Annotated in this window: 19 protein-coding genes and 2 tRNA genes; 10 read left to right on the top strand and 11 right to left on the bottom strand. The window is 54.5% G+C overall.

From position 1 onward, the window contains the following. Nucleotides 1-5 precede the first annotated feature (5 nt). The 4 genes from A11S_RS05400 to A11S_RS05385 all read right to left on the bottom strand — a co-directional run bounded on the left by A11S_RS05400 (nucleotide 6) and on the right by A11S_RS05385 (nucleotide 2,506). On the bottom strand, nucleotides 6-824 hold the full coding sequence (locus A11S_RS05400) for a TIGR00282 family metallophosphoesterase (protein ID WP_015467484.1): 819 nt from the start codon (nucleotides 822-824) through the stop codon (nucleotides 6-8). Nucleotides 825-984: 160 nt separating this feature from the next. Next, nucleotides 985-1,563, bottom strand: a complete 579-nt coding sequence (locus A11S_RS05395; protein ID WP_235068286.1) for a 5-formyltetrahydrofolate cyclo-ligase — start codon at nucleotides 1,561-1,563, stop codon at nucleotides 985-987. Nucleotides 1,564-1,902: 339 nt separating this feature from the next. Then, complete coding sequence (gene zapA, locus A11S_RS05390) at nucleotides 1,903-2,256, bottom strand: cell division protein ZapA (protein WP_015467482.1); 354 nt, start codon at nucleotides 2,254-2,256, stop codon at nucleotides 1,903-1,905. 4 nt (nucleotides 2,257-2,260) lie between these two features. After that, the gene (locus A11S_RS05385; RefSeq protein ID WP_235068275.1) at nucleotides 2,261-2,506 is read right to left on the bottom strand and encodes a hypothetical protein; all 246 of its coding nucleotides are present in this window, start codon (nucleotides 2,504-2,506) and stop codon (nucleotides 2,261-2,263) included. Nucleotides 2,507-2,715: 209 nt separating this feature from the next. Here A11S_RS05385 and tkt point away from each other — a divergent pair, with 209 nt between their 5' ends. Next, nucleotides 2,716-4,722 carry a transketolase gene (gene tkt / locus A11S_RS05380; protein ID WP_015467480.1) on the top strand — a complete coding sequence of 669 codons (2,007 nt, stop codon included), beginning with the start codon at nucleotides 2,716-2,718 and terminating at the stop codon, nucleotides 4,720-4,722. On the opposite strand, the gene A11S_RS05375 is transcribed toward tkt, so the two are convergent. After that, a complete protein-coding gene (locus A11S_RS05375; RefSeq protein WP_015467479.1) occupies nucleotides 4,673-5,566 on the bottom strand; it encodes an alpha/beta hydrolase in 894 nt (297 codons plus the stop codon). The two genes, tkt and A11S_RS05375, sit on opposite strands and share 50 nt — an antisense overlap. Nucleotides 5,567-5,571: 5 nt before the next feature. Then, complete coding sequence (locus A11S_RS05370) at nucleotides 5,572-6,270, bottom strand: class I SAM-dependent methyltransferase (RefSeq protein WP_015467478.1); 699 nt, start codon at nucleotides 6,268-6,270, stop codon at nucleotides 5,572-5,574. Between the two features lie 156 nt (nucleotides 6,271-6,426). Between A11S_RS05370 and A11S_RS11930 the strand changes: the two genes are divergently transcribed. Both A11S_RS11930 and gap read left to right on the top strand, forming a co-directional pair. Beyond that, nucleotides 6,427-6,582 (top strand): hypothetical protein, encoded by a 156-nt coding sequence (locus tag A11S_RS11930; protein WP_015467477.1) that lies wholly within the window; start codon nucleotides 6,427-6,429, stop codon nucleotides 6,580-6,582. Nucleotides 6,583-6,730: 148 nt separating this feature from the next. After that, on the top strand, nucleotides 6,731-7,741 hold the full coding sequence (gene gap, locus A11S_RS05365; RefSeq protein WP_015467476.1) for a type I glyceraldehyde-3-phosphate dehydrogenase: 1,011 nt from the start codon (nucleotides 6,731-6,733) through the stop codon (nucleotides 7,739-7,741). A gap of 39 nt (nucleotides 7,742-7,780) precedes the next feature. On the opposite strand, the gene A11S_RS05360 is transcribed toward gap, so the two are convergent. Beyond that, the gene (locus A11S_RS05360; protein WP_015467475.1) at nucleotides 7,781-9,304 is read right to left on the bottom strand and encodes a hypothetical protein; all 1,524 of its coding nucleotides are present in this window, start codon (nucleotides 9,302-9,304) and stop codon (nucleotides 7,781-7,783) included. Nucleotides 9,305-9,510: 206 nt separating this feature from the next. Here A11S_RS05360 and A11S_RS05355 point away from each other — a divergent pair, with 206 nt between their 5' ends. The 4 genes from A11S_RS05355 (at nucleotide 9,511) to rpmE (ending at nucleotide 11,920) form a co-directional block, all read left to right on the top strand. Next, on the top strand, nucleotides 9,511-10,065 hold the full coding sequence (locus A11S_RS05355; RefSeq protein ID WP_015467474.1) for a MarR family transcriptional regulator: 555 nt from the start codon (nucleotides 9,511-9,513) through the stop codon (nucleotides 10,063-10,065). Nucleotides 10,066-10,074: 9 nt separating this feature from the next. After that, nucleotides 10,075-10,314, top strand: a complete 240-nt coding sequence (locus A11S_RS05350) for a hypothetical protein (protein WP_041802505.1) — start codon at nucleotides 10,075-10,077, stop codon at nucleotides 10,312-10,314. A gap of 108 nt (nucleotides 10,315-10,422) precedes the next feature. Beyond that, entirely contained in the window at nucleotides 10,423-11,520 is a 1,098-nt protein-coding gene (gene fbaA, locus A11S_RS05345) for a class II fructose-bisphosphate aldolase (RefSeq protein ID WP_015467472.1), read from the top strand. A gap of 157 nt (nucleotides 11,521-11,677) precedes the next feature. Then, nucleotides 11,678-11,920 (top strand): 50S ribosomal protein L31, encoded by a 243-nt coding sequence (rpmE, locus tag A11S_RS05340; RefSeq protein ID WP_014102706.1) that lies wholly within the window; start codon nucleotides 11,678-11,680, stop codon nucleotides 11,918-11,920. A 153-nt stretch (nucleotides 11,921-12,073) separates the two neighbouring features. Here the strand turns inward: rpmE and A11S_RS05335 are convergent, their stop codons facing one another. The 4 genes from A11S_RS05335 to A11S_RS05320 all read right to left on the bottom strand — a co-directional run bounded on the left by A11S_RS05335 (nucleotide 12,074) and on the right by A11S_RS05320 (nucleotide 17,863). Beyond that, complete coding sequence (locus tag A11S_RS05335) at nucleotides 12,074-14,734, bottom strand: valine--tRNA ligase (RefSeq protein ID WP_015467471.1); 2,661 nt, start codon at nucleotides 14,732-14,734, stop codon at nucleotides 12,074-12,076. A 53-nt stretch (nucleotides 14,735-14,787) separates the two neighbouring features. Beyond that, nucleotides 14,788-15,417: a DUF2497 domain-containing protein gene (locus A11S_RS05330; protein ID WP_015467470.1), complete on the bottom strand. Its 630-nt coding sequence runs from the start codon at nucleotides 15,415-15,417 to the stop codon at nucleotides 14,788-14,790. 76 nt (nucleotides 15,418-15,493) lie between these two features. Next, the gene (locus tag A11S_RS05325; protein ID WP_015467469.1) at nucleotides 15,494-17,170 is read right to left on the bottom strand and encodes a TolC family outer membrane protein; all 1,677 of its coding nucleotides are present in this window, start codon (nucleotides 17,168-17,170) and stop codon (nucleotides 15,494-15,496) included. Between the two features lie 33 nt (nucleotides 17,171-17,203). Beyond that, nucleotides 17,204-17,863 (bottom strand): protein-L-isoaspartate O-methyltransferase family protein, encoded by a 660-nt coding sequence (locus A11S_RS05320; protein ID WP_015467468.1) that lies wholly within the window; start codon nucleotides 17,861-17,863, stop codon nucleotides 17,204-17,206. 419 nt (nucleotides 17,864-18,282) lie between these two features. Here A11S_RS05320 and A11S_RS05315 point away from each other — a divergent pair. From A11S_RS05315 to chrA, 3 genes are all read left to right on the top strand, one after another. After that, nucleotides 18,283-18,356: transfer RNA gene (locus A11S_RS05315), tRNA-Cys, on the top strand. A gap of 80 nt (nucleotides 18,357-18,436) precedes the next feature. Then, nucleotides 18,437-18,511 (top strand) — tRNA-Asn (locus tag A11S_RS05310). Nucleotides 18,512-18,553: 42 nt separating this feature from the next. After that, on the top strand, nucleotides 18,554-19,693 hold the full coding sequence (gene chrA, locus A11S_RS05305; protein ID WP_015467467.1) for a chromate efflux transporter: 1,140 nt from the start codon (nucleotides 18,554-18,556) through the stop codon (nucleotides 19,691-19,693). Nucleotides 19,694-19,759 lie beyond the last annotated feature (66 nt).

Genomic DNA, 19,759 nt, shown 5'->3' with positions numbered 1-19,759 from the left:
ACATGTTAAAACGCCGGAATTTCTTCCTTCAACCGCGGGCCAATGCGCACGGCACCGGCATTTTTCGCCCATCCATTGCGATCGTCCGTCTCAACAAATAATCCGCACACCGTGGCTTCGCCATCGGTTGGAGCGAATTTTTCCGTGTACATTTTGCGGATGAAACGACCAATCGGAATGTCTTTGCGCACGCCAATCACACTGTCGTAATCGCCGGTCATGCCCGCGTCAGATTGATAGGCGGTGCCACCGTTGAAAATTTGTACATCGGCCGTTGGGACATGGGTGTGCGTGCCGACAACAACTGAAACACGGCCATCCAAATGGTGGCCCATGGCCATTTTTTCGCTGGTCGCTTCACCGTGGAAATCGAGGAAGATGGCGTTCACACCGCCCGGCCCCATGCGATAGGAATTGATCAATTCATTCATGGCCACAAACGGACAATCCAGCGGGTCCATGAAAATACGCGCCATGGCGTTCACAATCAAAATGGAACGACCATCGGACAGCGTGTGTTTATACGCCCCCTTGCCCGGCGTGCCTTTTGGGAAATTCAACGGGCGCAGCAATTTCGGGTCGCGGTCGATATAGGAAATAATTTCGCGCTGGTCCCATACATGGTTGCCCGTGGTGATGACATCCACACCGATACCATAAAATTCTTTGCAGATGGCTTCGGTAATCCCAATACCATGCGCGGCGTTTTCGCCGTTCACAATCACAACATCGGGCTTCAATTTTTCCCGCAATGTTGGCAAATGTTTGGCCAGCGCATCACGCCCTGTTCGTCCATACACATCGCCGATAAACAAAATACGCATTATGTTCTCTTTCTCTTCGTTACTCCCTCCCCTAAAGGGGGAGGGTTGGGGTGGGGGGATAAGGCCGCGCCAATTATGGCGACATGCGATCCCCTCCCCCTAACCCCCTCCCTCTGGGAGGGGGAATATGTTGATGCCCTCCCACAAGGCTATGAAGTATTCAATCCGTGAACCGCTGCACACCGAGCGGCGTAATCATGTAATCCAGTTTCTGATCATGGTCTTCGGCGGGCAGGTTGAACAGCACCGCCTGCTCCGCATAGCCATACCCAACCGCAACAATGTCTTTCATGGCACGGTAATGGCGGAGCGTTTCATCGTAATATCCGCCGCCATATCCCAGGCGATTTCCACGCCGATCAAAGGCCAACAACGGCACGATAAAAATATCCGGGTCGACAAAGACCGTATTGGCATCGACGGGTGGCTGTTTCAATCCATACGGACCATCGGCCAGCGCATCACCATCATTCCACGCCACAAAACGCAACAGCCATTCATCCTTTACCACCACGGGCAAGGCACAGATTATCCCCGCGGCCAGCAGCCGTTCCATCAATGGCAATGTATCGAATTCACGCCCCTTGGGCCAGTACAGGGCGACGATCTGGTCCGGTTTTGGCGCGATTGTTTCCATGAACAAATCGGCAGCCCGGTCCGCATCGCCATCGACCAGATCAATCCGGTCACGGTGGCGCTTCGCTTCGCGGCGCATACTGTCCTTGGGGTTTTCGGTCATAAACTGGAATCTGGCGTCAGGAAATGATTAGAAAGGAGCAAAAGGTGCCAGGCGAACCGTACACATGCATCTTATCCGCTACTGGCCCAACTCACCAGGTTGGGCACCACATAACCAGACCACGGTCCGGACAGAGGCAGCACCCGCGCGAAAAGACTATCGGCCCGAGGGATTAAGGTGTGTTCGAGAGCCCCAGCGGTCCTTTTGCCTGCTTATGATTATAGGTTAAATCCCGTAAAAACCATAATTTTCTTCATAAAACAGTCTCCCAATAGCAAAAATCCCGGATCAACGCACAGGCGTTCCCCGGGATAACACGTTCAGCTTTCGTATTTTTGCTTAAATCTTCTGCAACCGGGCCGCAACGGATTCAATGCGGGCGGCCAAATGGTTAATTGCATCAACAACTTGGCGTTCTTCTTCGGAATCCATTTGGGCGGCATGGGCCATTTCTTGCTGGTGCTGGGCGGCCATCTGGGCCTGCAGCGCGCCACGCAGATCATACACCTCATCCGCCAGAACCAGCGCCGTCAGAACCAGCAAATGCGGCTCGTTGGTCGCCGCGCCAGCGGAGGCGATTTCACGCATGCGGGCGTCAATATACTTACCCAGCTCACGCACGCGGGCTTCCTGCCCGTCATCGCATGCGATGCCGTAGGCTTTTCCATGAATGGCTAGGCTGACCTCGGCCATGTTCTTAACCCTCTTTCAGCAATTCTTCGACGCGGCTGATCGCCACATCCAGTTTGCGTGCCAAAACGGCGGAATCCAGCGTGACAACGGTGCCGCTGGTCCGCGGTTGCGGAACGCTGAACAAATCCGGCTGGCCGGACTTTTTGGATACGGCGCTTTTGGTTTCCTTTTCCCGGCGAGCCATATTTTGCTCCAGCCGGTCAATCACATCGTCAAGGCCACTCAAAGCATTAAGGATCGCTGTGGACACGTGAAAGCCCCTCTAAATCGTCTCAAAAAACGGTAATACAACACCCGAAAACCGGGCCATTATCAGCCTTCCAGCCGCCGGGTCAAGACCGGGCGGACGTTGTCCACAATTGCATCCACAGGCCTGTGAAAAATGGCGGAAACACACCTTATTGACCGGGGGCTTTCCCCCCGGCATTGTATGTCCACAATTCAGCAAACGAGGCCCCAATGACCCAAACGAGCGCCAAGATCATGACCAATGCCGCCCCCGATTTGAAAACCATGTCCAACGCCATTCGCGCCCTGGCCATGGATGCCGTGGAGAAAGCCAATTCCGGCCACCCCGGCATGCCGATGGGCATGGCCGATGTGGCCACGGTGCTGTTCACCAAATTCATGAATTTTGACGCCAAACATCCGGAATGGGCCGACCGCGACCGTTTCATCCTGTCCGCCGGGCATGGGTCGATGTTGCAATACGCCCTGCTCTACCTCCTCGGGTATGAGAAGATGACGTTGGACCAGATCAAAAATTTCCGCCAGTTGCACGCCATTACCGCCGGGCACCCGGAAGTGATGCCAAGCGCCGGCATTGAAATCACCACCGGCCCGCTGGGACAGGGTATTTCAACCGCCCCGGGCTTTGCGATGGCCGAACGGATTTTGAACGCCCGCTTTGGCGATGATCTGGTCAATCACTGGACCTATGTTATCGCGTCCGACGGCGATTTGATGGAAGGGATCAGCCACGAAGCCTGCGCACTGGCCGGGCACCTGAAACTCTCCAAACTGATCGTTATGTATGATGATAACGGCATCTCGATTGACGGCCCGACATCGCTGTCTTATTCCGATGATGTAACCAAACGATTTGAATCCTATCACTGGGATGTGCAAACGGTTGACGGTCACGACATGGCCGCGATTGAACACGCCATCGCCCATGCCAAAACAACCGATAAGCCGAGCATTATCCGCTGCAAAACAAAAATCGGTTTTGGCGCACCGACGAAGGAAAACAAATCATCATCCCATGGATCACCGTTGGGCACCGATGAAATTGCGGGCGCGCGTAAAAACCTCAACTGGCCGCACGCTCCGTTCGAAATTCCGGATGATGTTCTGGCCGCATGGCGCGATGCTGGCCGCCGTGGTGCCAGCAACTATGCTGCATGGAATGAACGGCTGGACGCCTCGGCCCAGAAGGCTGCGTTCGTTAAAACGCTGGCTGGTGATGTATCCAAGGATATTGCCCCGCTGGTTAATGAGCTGAAAAAACAATTCAGTGCCGATGCCAAAGCCGACGCCACCCGCAAAACATCCGGCAAAGTGCTGGAAAAACTGGTTCCGGCTGTGGCCGAGCTGATCGGTGGGTCGGCGGATTTGACGGGGTCGGTGATGACCCAGATCAAAGGCCCCGCCAACATCACCCCCGGCCATTATAACGGCCAATATATCCATTACGGCGTACGCGAACACGGCATGGCCGCGATGATGAACGGCATGGCCCTGCATGGCGGAATCATTCCGTATGCCGGGACATTCCTGTCCTTCGCCGATTATTGCCGCCCGTCCATTCGTCTGGGCGCATTGATGAAACAGCGTGTCATCCATGTGATGACGCACGATTCCATCGGCCTTGGCGAAGATGGCCCGACACACCAGGCGGTGGAACATCTGGCCGCCTTGCGCGCCATTCCGAACACCTACACGTTCCGTCCGTGCGACGGTGTGGAAACAGCGGAATGCTGGGAACTGGCGATCAACAAAAAGACTGCTCCGTCCATCATGGCGCTGACCCGCCAGAACCTGAAAGTCCTGCGCACCACGCACACGGATGAAAACCTCTCCGCCCGCGGGGCCTATATTCTGGCCGATGCCAAGGATGCAAAGGTCACGATTTTCGCGTCGGGGTCCGAAGTTGAAATTGCGATGGATGCAAAAGCAAAACTGGACGCCGCCGGAACACCGACCCGCGTCGTGTCTGTCCCGTGCCTGGATTTGTTCATGGAACAGGACAAGGAATATTTCATGTCCTTCGTCTGCAACGACACGATCAAGGTCGCGGTCGAAGCCGCCATCCGCATGCCGTGGGACCGTTTGATCGGCCCGCATGGCATTTTCGTCGGCATGTCCACCTTCGGTGAATCCGCACCGGCGGAAATCCTCTACAAACATTTCGGCATTACGGCTGAGGCGGTTGTAGAGAAGGTGCAGGCGAAGCTGGCGCGCTAAGGCCTGCCAAAACGCCTTTCAAAACCATCTGAACATGCGGGTCATGCACATCATGGCCCGCATTGTCTATGATGGTTTCGCCGGCTGTGGGCGTGCCGATGTAATCATTGGCCCCGCGAATGAATTTGGCGTTTGGCGGAACGGGAAGTGTGGCCCGGAACGGAATACCGAAATTCTGGTCAACCATATTGGCGAAAACGACGCGGTTGGCGACCAGACGGTCCAGATCAGCCCCACTGGCATTGCACGGGCCGAAAATGCGTTCATACGCCAATGCGACATCGCGTTTTTCCTGCGCCGTTCCCCACAGCAGGAACGTATTGGCGGATAGAACGGCAAAAAACGCGCCTTGCGGCCCGAAATTCGCGCAGAATTTTTTCCATCCATCAGGGTATTGTTGCTGGCTGCGCTGGTAATAGTTTTCCAGCTCTTTTCGTCCGCCCATGAACGCACCGTAAAACACGATGTCGCGCACATTTTGCGGATATTTATTGGCGTAAATGGCACACACAGCCGCCCCGGCGGACCAGCCGAACAGGCTGACCGAACCCAAACCCAGATGGGTGCGAACGGTTTCAATATCATCGGCCAGATTGGGATACAGGTTTTCCTTCACGCTTCCCGCCGGGGTCGACAGGCCAACGCCGCGCGCATGAATGATGATCACACGCTGGGATGACAAATCCCACATCGACAATTTCGACGTATCAAACACATTCCCGGAATTTCCATGCACCATGACAAAGGCCGGCGCGTCGGCGGGGCCATAGGATTCAAAATAAATCCGGTACCCTGAACCATCGGCGGCATCAACCATGCCTGTGTGCGGGAATGCGTTTTTCATCGGCCCTATACCTTTACAAAGCGGAACAGAATTTTCGTCTGGCTGTAATAATTCAGTTTGTCGATCAGCTTCGGGTAATACACCGTGTCATCCGGCTCCACCGCGATGAACCCATCACTGCGGAATTGTTTGGCCTCGATCGCGAACCCGTTCGCGGCAAATGCGCTCGCGTAATCATCCAACGCGTAATGCGGCACGGTAATATTCGAATAATCGCTGATCGCTTTGTGCCAATCGGCCCAATGGGGGTTATCCGTATGGCACCCGGTTGCGGCGTAATACACCCCGCCCGGCTTCAAAACCTGCGCCATGTCTTTGGCATGGGCGTGTAAATCCGGCAACAAATAAATGACCTCGTGGCTGAAGGCCATGTCGAATGTATTGGCCATGCCGGGCAACTGGCTGGAATGGTAAAAATCGGCCGGGGCGAACTGGTTCCGCGCGCGGGCCTTGGCCAACGACCCTTCGGCAATATCCACACCAACGGCCCGGGCGAATGGCAGGGTGTTGAACAACATCTGGATAAACCCGCCCTGGTTACAACCAAAATCCAGAATGGTTTTATGCCGCAAATCCCGTTCGCGCACATGGCCGATCATGGTTTGCCAATGGTGCATATGGCCAGGGACCATGCGGTCTTCTTCTTCCTGCGATGTCGTCCACGTGTCCAATTTTGGGGTGTCCAGTTTTTGGGATGTGCTCATAAAACGCTCCTGCCTCATTGATGCAAATCATTCTCATTTACAGGAAAGGCGGTCAAGCTTTCTCAAGCGCGCGGGTTATATTTCCTGTTGCTAATAAAGTTTTCATAATTTTATCGCAAAATGAAAATATAGAGGATATGGAAAGGCACTGAAAACATGAGAGATTTCATTGAGGGCATGCACCGTGTTGGCGAAGCCATGAGTGCTGCAATCAGCGCCCAAGTCACCAAAGAAGCGCAAGCGCGCCGGGAGCGGCAGACCGAGACCGAAGCCCGGGCCCAGCCCCCGCCGCATGAGCGGACAGACCATTGATATTCGCGCGTTTGATAGCGCATTTCCGGGCCAGAGGATGACATCCTTTGGCCCGCAGCGCTTTTTATGGCCCCCGTCTTGTATCCTGCCGTTGAAACGATAATATGGCCCCGAACATACAACGACGTCTTTCAACAGAGGATTTCCCATGACAGCATCCGTCGCCATCAGTGGCTTTGGCCGTATCGGCCGCCTGGTTTTACGCGCCCTTTATGAATCCGGTCGCAAGGATCTGGAGATTGTCGCCATCAACGATCTGGCCGATTTGCACACCAATGCGCATTTGTTGAAATATGACTCGGTTCATGGCCGCTTCCCGTTTGAAGTGGAAACACAAGGCAATGACGTCCTGATCGTCAATGGCCACAAAATTAAATGCGTCCAGATCAAAGACCCCGCCGCATTGCCTTGGAAAGATGTTGGCGTTGATGTTGCGTTTGAATGCTCCGGCATTTTCACCAAACGCGATGACGCGGCCAAACATTTGACCGCCGGCGCGAAAAAAGTCCTGATCTCCGCCCCCGCCACCGATGAAGACATCACGGTCGTGTACGGCGTAAACAGCGACAAACTGACCGCCGATCACAAAATCGTGTCCAACGCATCCTGCACCACCAACTGCCTCGCCCCGGTGGCGTCCGTGTTGCACAACGCGATTGGCATTGAACATGGTTTCATGACCACCATTCACTCCTACACCGGCGACCAGCGCATTGTGGACACCAACCACAAGGATTTGCACCGCGCCCGTGCCGCCGCCCTGAACATGATCCCGACATCCACCGGGGCCGCCAAGGCCGTGGGCAAAGTTCTGCCGGAGCTGAAAGGGAAATTGGACGGCGTGGCTATTCGTGTGCCGACCCCGAACGTATCGCTGGTCGATTTCAAATTCGTGGCCAAACGCGCCACAACGACCGAAGAAATCAGCGAACTGATCAAGGCCGCCGCCAACAGCAACGCGCTGAAGGGCATCCTCGGCTACTACACCGATGAACTGGTCAGCGGCGATTTCAACCACGACCCGCATTCATCCATGTTCGCCATCAACGAAACCAAAGTCATCGACGGCACCATGGTCCGCGTCATGGCATGGTACGATAACGAATGGGGCTTCTCCAACCGGATGTTGGACACGGCCGTAAAGATGGCCAGCCTGTAAGAAACAAAAGAAAACGGCGCCATATGGCGCCGTTTTTTATTATCCTAAATGCTGCCCCTTGCGCAGCCTTTTGTGAAAAGCCTTCGCATCCCGATCAATTTGTTCATCGGTATAGGCCGGTGCCTTAATCTGCACCAATTGCCGTGTGTTATCATTCGACGCAATCGTATTAAATTGCGGTGTCAAATCGCGATAATCCGGCAACTCCATTTTCGACTTTTGCCCTTCTTGCACGGCAAGCGATTGTCTACGAGACACATCGTGCAGGTTATTCAAAGCATCGCGTAACTTCATCATTCCATTGGCGATGACTTCTGGCTGGTGCGGTTTCATGATAAAGGCCCGAACAGCTCTTTTCCTTTCATCATCAAATGAATAATGATCCATCAAGCTATCAGCTTCACGCGCCAAAGATTGTGCAAATTCCACCGCACCAAAACATGAAAAATCGCTCAGATCAGATTGATACCCGCTATACAAAAACGCCGCGTTATAAACCATAAAACTTAAAGCACTGTTCCGCAGAACATCGTTTATATCAGTCTCTTCCGTATAAACATCGGCCAGACTAGCCAGTTTCTGCACAGCAGGGATAGACGATTTCACACACGCAATACCCGCGGCCAAATCGATCGAATTCCGCTTCTCCCATGGAATCGGGCAGGACGCAGTTTCCATGCGCCGTGCAATACGACCACGAGCATTTCCAGTATCCTTCAGAACTTGCCCAAAATAATACGCCTTATTATCGCCGATTGTTTTCGCAACAAAATCCGCAGCCGCCTGAATGGATGCAAAATATTCAAAATCTTTCATCGGATCATCGGATTGCGGTTTGGCATGAATTTCCAATCGCGCCAAATCAATCAAACGAACGGCAGCTTGCTTCTCCGCAACGATATCCGCGTAGGCTTTGGCTGCGAATTGCAATTCACTCTCTGGATAGGTGCCGTTGCGGACGGGTTTACCCTCGCTAGTCAGACTGGGGTGACCGTTGATTTCGAAAATAATATGCTCCCCGTGCGCAAAATCGATGAAGTGTGATCCGGCTAAATCCTCGACCACGTCTTCGCGCAGGGAATGCGCGCTCTGTACATCCGTGCCAAATTCGAACAGGGCCATTTTATGCAACGCCCGCATCACGCATACATCGTCTTCCAAAATCACGGATGATTTCACGGGAACTTTTCCGTTTGCATCCGCATCGGCGGACAAAGCGGGCAAAGCGCGGGCCTCAGAAACGGCCATTTTCGTGATGCGCCATTTTTGCAGATCAGGCACATAATCAGCCTCTAGATATTCATGCGGCTGCCCCGGCAAAGCGTGATTTTTAAACGCACGGGTGCGGAAGGATTTTTTGGATTGCGGGAAAAATAAAGATTCCTGTTCGGTCAATGTCCATGGCTCGACAATTTTCAACGGAGGCGCTGGCACAGGCGCTGGCAGCGGCAATTCCTTGGGTGTGGAATTCGCGCGCAACCGATTATCCCAGCCGAAGGAAAACAACCGCTTGAGGAAACCCGGCTTCCGTGCCGTACCCTGACCGTATGAATCATCTGCCATATTCAATTTTCCCTAATTACATCTGAGCTGGCAGAAGATAGCCTTGAATTATGGAATATGTCAAATAAAACCACATCCGCATAAAAACAAACTTTCCCGTTTAATATCAACCCATTACAAAAACGCACCGCCCTCAGAAACACATTCTTAGACATTTACCCCCAAAATGGTGTTCAATAACCGGGATTTACCGCAAAAAGGCGCACATGAGCCAAGCCATGGACCCAAAGGAAAAGGCCGAACGGATCGGCCACATTATCGACCACCTGGTGGATGCACTGGGCGGGGAACCGGCCTGTACCCTGCGCCGGGCGGTGATTTTGGCCGATATTGACGAATTTCCGGGCACGACCCAGGCCGAGATCATGGACCGGCTGGGGGCCCACAAATCTGCGCTGAACCGCGATATTGAATGGTTGTACGACTATGGCTGCATCATGCGCCAGCAATCGGGCCGGGATGGGCGTGAAATCCGCCTGCATATTGCAGGTTATTCCAAGAAAAACTTGGATTTATCCCTGGATTACTTCGAAAAATCTCATAAAAGCTTGAAAAATTTCCTGATTCACTATATCAATCTGTTCGGTCAGCACCGCCCCACTCTGCGGGACGCCAAGATTGTCGCCACGGTGGGCAGTCTGAAAACGGTGAAACGCCAAGATGTTTTTGATGTTTTGTATAACGGGCCGCTGACCACGGACAACCGGGCATTAAACAACCTTATTGCCGCGGGAATCCTGCAGAAGACCGGAAATGATTGATTTGGAACGATGACAACAGGACTTGAGTTTACAGCACAGTTTGAGGCCGCATTTGACGCCCTCCCGTCCCCGGTGGTTGATCCCAACGTGGCGGCGCTGACTCTGGACTTTGGCGCGGACGGATCATCCGGTGGCGGCTTTGGATTCTCCTTTGGCGGATTCAGCTTTGGCAGCGGTGGCTCTTCTGATGGTGGCGCGGCCCCGTCGGGCGGCGAAGGCGGCGGCGGTGGTCCGGCTCCGGCTCCGTAATTCCGGCAAAACCGATTTTTCAAAAGCCCCGCGCAAGTTGGGGCTTTTTGTTTGGCCACGCGGGTTCTATAGTTTCCCCGTCATTGCATTTTGAAAGAGGATACCATCATGGGCACCACAAAACTGAAACCCGGGGTTGTTACGGGCGCGGATTATCTGGCTTTGGTTAAGGCCTGCAAAGACGGCCAATACGCCCTGCCCGCCGTGAACGTGGTGGGCACCAATTCCATCAACGCCGTGATGGAAGCCGCAGCGAAGAACAAGGCCGATGTGATTATCCAACTGTCCAACGGCGGCGCGGAATTTTACGCTGGCAAAGGCTGCGCCGACAGCTTCAAGGCCAAGGTTTTGGGCGCCGTTTCCGCCGCCCGCCATGTGCACTTGATGGCCGAACATTACGGCGTGTGCGTCGTCCTGCACACCGACCACGCGAACAAGAAATTGATCCCGTGGGTTGAGGCGATGATCGAGCATGGCGAAGCCTTCTACAAAGAAACTGGCAAGCCGCTCTTCTCCTCCCACATGGTGGATTTGTCCGAGGAAGATTTGGATTTCAACCTGTCCGAATGCGCCCGCCTGCTCAAACGCATGGCAAAGATTGATATGAGCATTGAGATCGAGCTGGGCGTGACCGGCGGTGAAGAAGACGGCGTCGGGTCCGACGATGTCGACAACGACAAACTCTACACCCAGCCGGAGGACGTCCTGCGCGCCTATGACACATTGTTGCCGCTGGGCCATTTCAGTATTGCCGCTTCGTTCGGCAACGTGCATGGCGTGTACAAGCCGGGCAATGTGAAACTGCGCCCCGAAATCCTGAAAAACTCCCAGGAACTGGTTCAGAAGACCCACAGCACGGCGGCCAACCCGCTGGACCTGGTCTTCCACGGCGGTTCGGGGTCGGAGAAGGACAAAATCACCGAATCTCTGGGCTACGGCATTTTCAAAATGAACATCGACACGGATACGCAGTTCGCGTTCTCGGAATATGTTGGTAAGTTCGTTGAAGCCAATGCCAAGGCGTTCAAGTACCAGATCGACCCAGATGACGGCACCCCGTACAAAAAACTGTACGACCCCCGCAAATGGCTGCGCGAGGGCGAACTGGGAATCATCGCCCGCCTGGACGAAGCCTTCGCCGATTTGCGCTCCGCCGGGAAGTCGCTGGCCTGTGGCGAATGCGATTCAAAGGTGAAATACGCATAAGCCGAAACAACCTATCCCATTGCAAATGAAGGGGTTTTTATTAAACCCCTTCATTTTTTGGTACCCCCCCCGGTTTTAGGTGCTTTTTTCCGAAAAAGTACTTGAATTGCCGGGGCATTAACGATAAAAAGTGCCCCTGATTTATAGGAGATACGCCATGAAGGCCGATATACACCCGGACTACCACGAAATCACAGTCGTGACGACCAAGGGCGAAGAATATTCGATGCGCACCACCTGGGGCAAACCGGGCGATGTTATGCGCTTGGACGTTGACTGCTACAGCCACCCGGCTTGGAGCGGCGGCGCACAGAAAATTACCGAACGCGGCGCGCTGGACAAATTCTCCAAGCGTTACGCAGGTTTCGGCCTCAGCGCAGAAGCTGGCGACAAGAAATAATCGCTGTTGCGATACGACATACAAAAGCCGCCCATTGGGCGGCTTTTTTGTTTCTTTATTTTCTCCCCCGTCAGTCATCCCGGCGAAAGCCGGGATCTTCCCGCCATAAGGGACGAAGACCCCGGCTTTCGCCGGGGTGACTAAGGTGGATATTTACGCCGCTTCCAACTGCTTCAACGCCGCGGATAATTTTGTCCGGGTGGTTTCGGCTGTTTCCTTGCGTTTGTGTTGCTCTTCGATGATTTCCGCCGGGGCATTATCAACGAATTTCTTGTCGGACAGCTTCTGCTCGATCTTTTCGATGTCGGATGACAGTTTTTCGATCTCTTTGCGCAAACGGGCGCGTTCCTTGTCCAGGTCGATAATGTCGGCAATCGGCATGATCAAGGTGGCTTCGTTCACGACCGTCTGGATCGATCCCGCCGGAACGGACTGACCGCTGAACAGATCGACAGTTTCCAGACGCGCCATGCGCTTCAGAACGTCATCGTACGCTTTCAGGCTGGCCTGTGTGCCCGCATTCGCATCCTTAACCAGCAGGCGAATTTTCGCCCCGGCCGGCACGTTCATGTCGGCCCGGACGCTGCGGATTTCGGTGATGAACTTGATCAGCCAGTTCATTTCCGTCGTCGCATCGGCATGCGTAAACGATGCCGGGTATTCCGGCCATTGGGACGAAATCAATGCCGTATTCAACGGGCGTTCGGCCAGCGCGGTGTACAGCTCCTCGGTAATAAACGGCATGATCGGGTTCAGGATCAGCAAAATCTGGTCCAGCACCCAGCCGGTCGTTTCGCGGGTTTCTTCGGCCTGCACCTTGTCATCGCTCGACAAAATCGGCTTGGTAAATTCCAGATACCAGTCGCAGAACGTGCCCCAGACGAATTGATACAGGGCATTGGCCGCGTCGTTGAATTTATAGGACTGGATCGCCACATCCACCGCTTCGGTCGTTTCCTTCAGCGCGCTGATAATCCATTTGTTCGGCGTTGCCGTGACGTTGGCGGGGTTATAGTTCCGCCCGGCCGTGCAATGGTTCATCTGGCAATAGCGTGCCGCATTCCACAATTTGGTGGCAAAGTTGCGGTATGTTTCCACACGATCTTCGGACAATTTGATATTCCGTCCCTGCGTGGCCAATGCGGCCAGCGTGAAACGCAACGCATCCGCGCCGTATTTTTCGATGGTGTCCAAGGGGTCGATCACGTTGCCACGGGTTTTGGACATTTTCTGTCCCTTCCCGTCCAAAATCAAACCATGCAGATAAACGGTTTTAAACGGCACATCCCCCATGAAGTGAATACCCATCATCATCATCCGGGCCACCCAGAAGAAGATAATGTCGGCCGCCGTGGTCAGCACATCACCCGGATAATATTTGTTCAGCTCCGGCGTTTTATCGGGCCAGCCCAGTGTGGAGAACGGCCACAACGCGGAGGAGAACCACGTATCCAGAACATCTTCATCACGGGTCAGCGTTACGCCATCGCCGAATTTGGCTTTCGCCTCGGTATAGGCCTCTTCTTCCGTCTCTGCCACGAATACGGACCCTTCCGGGCCGTACCATGCGGGGATCTGGTGTCCCCACCACAATTGGCGGGAAATGCACCATGGCTGGATGTTTTCCATCCAGTGGAAATAGGTGCTTTCGGCGGATTTCGGAATAATCACGGTTTTGCCGGACCGCACGGCCTCAATCGCCGGCTGGGCCAGCGTCTTGGCATCGCAATACCATTGTTCGGTCATGAACGGTTCCAGAATGACGCTTTTGCTTTTCTCGTCATACGGAATGGCGTGGGTCACATCTTCGATTTTTACCAGCAAATCCTGTGCTTCCAGTTCGGCCAGCAATTTCTTGCGGGCATCGAAGCGTTCCATGCCTTGATATTCTTCCGGCACGTTTTCATTCAAATGCGCGGTGCGGTCGAAAATATTGATGAATTCCAACCCGTGGCGCTTGCCGATTTCAAAGTCGTTGAAATCGTGCGCCGGGGTGACTTTCATCGCGCCGGTTCCGAATTCGGGATCAACATAATCATCCGCAATAATTTTAATCGGGCGCCCAACGATCGGCAGGATGGCAAATTTACCAATCAAATCTTTGTAACGATCATCATCGGGGTTCACGATGATCGCCGTATCACCCAACATGGTTTCCGGACGCGTCGTTGCGATGGTGATGAACCGTTCCGTTTCCCCTTCGATCGGGTAACGAATGTGCCACATATGGCCTTTGGTTTCCTTCATCTCCACTTCCAGATCGGAAACGGCGGTCTGCAATTTCGGGTCCCAGTTGACGAGACGGTTGTCTTTGTAAATCAGCCCTTCTTTAAACAGCTGGACAAACACGCGGCGCACGGCCTTGTTCAGGCCCTCGTCCATGGTGAAGCGTTCACGCGCCCAATCCGGCGATGTGCCGAGGCGACGGAATTGTCGGGTGATCGTGCTGCCGGAATATTCTTTCCATTCCCAGACTTTCTCCAGGAATTTTTCACGCCCCATTTCGCGGCGATTCAACCCCTCGGCGGCCAGGTTGCGTTCGACAATCATCTGCGTCGCGATACCGGCGTGGTCGGTCCCCGGTTGCCACAGGGCGTCATGGCCCTTCATGCGGTAATAGCGGGTCAGGATATCCTGCAACGTGCCGTTCAGCGCGTGGCCGAGGTGAAGGCTGCCCGTGACGTTGGGCGGCGGCATCATGATGGCAAAGGGAGGCTTATCGCTTTCCGGATTGCATTTGAACACCCCGGATTGTTCCCACAATTCGTAATGTTGCGATTCAACCTTTTCAGGCTGAAATGTTTTTTCCAGCATGGATCATCCCCGTGCAGAGTTGTACAAAAAACCAGTAATTTCCGATGATTGTTTTAGTCGTCTAAAGCGCGCTGGGCAAGCTTTTCCAGCTCTTTTTGGACCATGCGTTCGATCATTGTCGGCAGATTGTCATCCAGCCACTGACGCAACAGCGGTTGGAGCATCTCACGCACGATATCTTCGATCGTGACGCCTTCACCTGTTTGGCGACGGCGATCAACGGCAATGTTGTTGGCCAAACGCGCAAAGCCCGCAAAGGTCGCAGACGCCGCAACTTCACCCAGCACAGATTCTTCATCAATATCCACTCTCGGTGCCGGTGCCGCGACGGGCGCAGGAGCCGGTGCAGGTTTCGGCGCAGGTGGTGGTGGCGGTGGCGGGGCCGCAACAACGGGCTCCTCCTCCACAGCGTCTTCCATGTCGATGACAGGTGCGGGTGCCGGTTCTTCCGGCTCTTGTTCCGGAATCGGATCTTTCAGTTCGAGAACATCGTCCTTCTTCGGCTCGGCCTGTTTGACAGGTTCCGGCTCCGGCGCGGGCGCAGGTTTTGGCTCTTCCTTCACAGGTTCGGGCGCTGCGGCTTGCGCAGGTGTACCATCCTCATCATCGTCAGAAATGATCTGACGAATGGAGGCCAAAATTTCCTCGATTGAGGGTTCCTGATCAGGGGCGGTCGCGTTCATTCGGCGCAGTATTCCGTAAGATGTTTCACAAAAATTTATCTCTGTGAAATCAGTTTCTTACATTGCTCCGCCCTTGTCAAAGGCCGTTATCGCCGTGATCCACCGTATTTTCTGTATCCATGGAAAAAACACGGCTTGTTATGTCATCCAGATGGGCATCATACCCTTCCATGTGACTGAGTTCTGGAAAACCGAGCGAATCCGGGGTCAGCGTCCCCACCGTTGAGGCCAGGAAATATTGCGCCACAACCTCATCCCGCTGGGCTGTAACCAGAGCGGTTTGGGCGTCCAGATATTCCTGATCCGCGTCCAGGGCGTCCAGAATGGTCCGGGTGCCCAGCTCGGCTTCCTGCTTTACGCCGTCACGGGCAACGCGTGTTGCCACAACCTGGGCTTCACGCGAAGTGATTTCGGCACGCGCAGCGGCCAGATCTTCCCAGGAACTGACAGCTTGCTGACGGGCCAGACGGCGCGCCTCGCTGATCTGGAGCAAACGCTGGCTTTCCGTGTGTTTGGCCTGGCGCACGCGTGAACGTGTCGCGCCCGCTTCGTACAGTGGAATGGTCGCACGAACGCCAATCGCCGTATCCGAAGAATCATCATACAGGCCCGGTGACGGGTCCCACGCCTGGTTCCATTGGGCGAACAAACCCACCTCCGGCAACAATTCGCCGAAGACGCGGTCAATATCATGCTCCGCCGAATTGCGCAGGAATTCAGCCGCAACAACGGACGGGTTGTCTGTTTCCGCCTGCGATACGGCGGCATCACGTGATGACGGAATGCTGACCTTTACTTTCGGATAGGTCAGACGACCTGCCGGCATGCCGACAACCTGTTCATAGACGGCCAGACTGGACCGCAACTGCCCAATCGCGTTGGTCACACCGGCTTCGGCCTGGGCCAGACGGGCTTCGGATTGCGACACGTCGGTGCGGGTTACATCACCCACATCGAAACGCGCGCGGGATGCTTCCAACTGACGGGCGATCACTTCGCGGTTGTTGACGGACAGGTCATACAAAGCCTGATCGCGCAACACGTTCATATACGCGGTGATGACGGAGATCATCACATCCTGTTCCGTGGCTTTCAGAAACGCACGTTGCGCCAGAATTAAATTTTCGGCGCTGTCGGTTGACGCCACGGTCCGGCCACCACGATACAGCGGCTGTTGAATCTCTGCGCCGATGCCTTTTTCTGTCGAACCGTCCGGATCACCCGTGCCATCCAGCCACGTTTTGGTTACGTTGGCGTTGGCGCTTGCCGTCGGTTTCCAACCGGCTTGTGCCTGTGGCAGGTTTTCCTGCGTCGCATACAGCTCCTGACGCGCAGCCCGAATGGTCGGGTTGTTGTCATACGCCCACCGCAAAACGGCCCCCAGCGTTTGTTCCGGGGCTTTGCTGTCCGCCGTTTGGATGGTGTGAATATTGATATTCATATCTTCGGTTTTTTCCGCTTGTGCGGCGGCGACGTCACTCAGACTGTTTCCATTCGATGTCTTCGGCGCATCTTTAGACACATCCTTGGATACGGTTCCCGGTGCAGCCGCACCGCCCATATAGGCGTCGTTTGCGCCGGACGATTGCGTCACAGCCGCCTGCGGTTTCGACCGTTCGCCCGGGCCATCCATAATCGGCGCCATGCCGACGCCCGGTTTTGGCTTGTAATCCTGCGCGCTGGCCGCGGCCAAGGGCGTTGCAACCATCAACGCCATTACACCAGTCAAAAACTTGTTACGGTTACGGATCATTTGCGCAGGTCCTTCTTTTAAGTTGGATATCGTTTAGAAAACAAAATCGTGCCGCGGTTCAAAACCGGGCAGATAAGGCATGCTCGCGTCGAACACTTTCGTGGTCGAATATTTTTCATTGCCGACACGCTGTACAATCACCGCATGGCCGGGCGCATTTGCATCGGGCTTCAACACAGCGACCAAACGCCCGTTAACGGACAATTGCGCCACAAAAATTTCGGGAATTTCAGCCACGGCACCGTTCATCACAATCAATGAATACGGCGCATGTTCCGGGCACCCTTCCGTTGCGTCACATGTAATCGGCGCAATGTTACAGTAATCACATGCGGCCCAGGCATGACGGGCGGCGTCCAATTGCCCCGGGTGGGATTCCATCGTGACCACCGTGGTGGCCAGCAACGACAACACCGCGGACGAATAGCCCGTGCTGTCACCCACATTCAAAACAACATCGTTGGCGTTTACTTGTGCGGCTTCAATCATGCGGGCCAGAACGGCGGGTTCGATCAACACGCGGCCATCCCCCAGGGGAATGTCCTCATCAATATATGCAATGCCAGCCAGATGTGGCGGCACGAACGCTTCGCGCGGAACGGTCCGAAACGCCTCCAGAATGGCGGGCGTAATCACCCCCATTGTGTGGATCTGGGATTCAACCATCGCGCTGCGCGCCTGAGAAAAATTCATCGACAACACCAAGAGACTTAAACGTTAGAAGATTAGAAACAGGAAACGGTCCCGAACGGGCCTTCTCCTTTTTACTCCATCACCGACTCGCTGACCAGCAGTTTTCCACAGGTTAAACATAACGCCGACGACAATTTTGACTTGTACCCTTCCCCATCTTCACTGCCGCGCCACGCCGTCCGTGTCAATTTGCAACGTTGCTTTGAATACGACCGTGAACAGCGCACCGCCATTAACATAAGACAAAACCCACAAAAATCTAAACCGAACGGTTTATTCGTGCTTAAACTACGCCGCCCAGAGATTCCGTCAAGCCCCAGCGGTCATAAGAAACGGAAAAATCCATTTTCCCCTTAACCAGCCATTGACGCCCCGCAGAACTTCAGGCATATCCCTACCCCTGACGCATTCTTTGGTGGGGCGCGGTGGCCGAGTGGCTAGGCAGAGGACTGCAAATCCTTGTACGCCGGTTCGATTCCGGCTCGTGCCTCCAAAGATTGTTGTTAAAATAAAAAAAGGACTGGAAATCCGGGAAATAATATTCTATCCCTCATCCCGTTCGCATATGAGCATTCCCTGATAGCTCAGCGGTAGAGCAATCGACTGTTAATCGATTGGTCGCAGGTTCGAATCCTGCTCAGGGAGCCATCTCTTTTCCTTTTCATTTCCCCAAAACATTTAGCAGACGTAATGATGCGCTCTTATCTCGCTCTGTTTTGGACCTTCCTCAAATTCGGCCTGAACGCCTGGGGCGGCCCCGTGGCGCAGATTGATATGATCCGCCATGCGTTGGTGGAGCGGGAGCAATGGATATCACCCGATAAATTCCGTCGTGCGCTGGCCGTGTATCAGGCCCTGCCCGGTCCAGAGGCGCATGAATTATGCGTCTATATGGGTATGGTGCGCATGGGGCGATTGGGCGGGCTGTTGGCCGGGCTGGGGTTTATGTTGCCCGGCTTTGTGTTCATTTTGATCCTGTCCGCATTGTATGTGCGTTTGGGCGCGGATGTGTTGTTGCCCATTTTTGTGGGCGTTGCACCGGCTGTGGTCGCGTTGATCGTGCGGGCGCTGTACCGCATGGGGCGGCATACGCTGGATACGCCGATATTGTGGTTTATCGCACTGGCCTCGTGCGCGATGACCTTTGCCGGCGTGCATTTTCTGGTCGTGTTCGCCGCGGCGCTGACCATCCATTACATGGACCATGCGTGGCCCCGCCCCGTTATGCTGATCGCCAGCGCGATTATCGTTGCGGGCTTTATCGCCTCGACAACATTCGCATCGCCCACCGTTCCGCTGTCGGTTTTACGGCATGGCGGATTGTTTATTGAAGGGCTGAAGGCCGGCATGCTTTCATTCGGCGGGGCTTATACCGTGCTTCCGTTCCTGGAAAACAGCATGGTCGGCCTGTACCCCAATATCACACTGCAACATTTCGTGGACGGGATTGCGCTCTCCAGCATTATCCCGGCCCCGATGGTGATTTTTGGCACCTATCTGGGCTATCTGGTCGATGGGGTTGGTGGGGCCATTCTGATGACCCTGGGCATCTTTCTGCCCGCTTTTGGTTTTACCTTGCTGGGCCACAATCATCTGGAAAAAATCATTGAAAACCCGTCATGGCATGGCGGATTACACGCCATCGCAGCCGCCGTTATCGGCCTGTTCGCCGTCACGACCGCAACAATCGCCCACCAAACCCTGACCGCCCCTGTTCCCGTCGTGCTCGCTTTGGCCGCACTGGCCGCCATCAGCCTGATTCGCTGGAAATGGGTCATTCCCGTGACACTTATTGCATCGGGATGCCTTGGGTTTGCGCTTTCGCTATGATAGATTGCAATGATCAATAGCCCCATAATTATAAAAACGGTGTGCGGGGCGGTTACAGCATGAAAA

The organism is Micavibrio aeruginosavorus EPB (assembly GCF_000348745.1).
GTDB lineage: Bacteria > Pseudomonadota > Alphaproteobacteria > Micavibrionales > Micavibrionaceae > Micavibrio > Micavibrio aeruginosavorus_A.
Note: the sequence above shows the minus strand (reverse complement) of the source record. Positions and strands in the feature narration are given on the sequence as shown.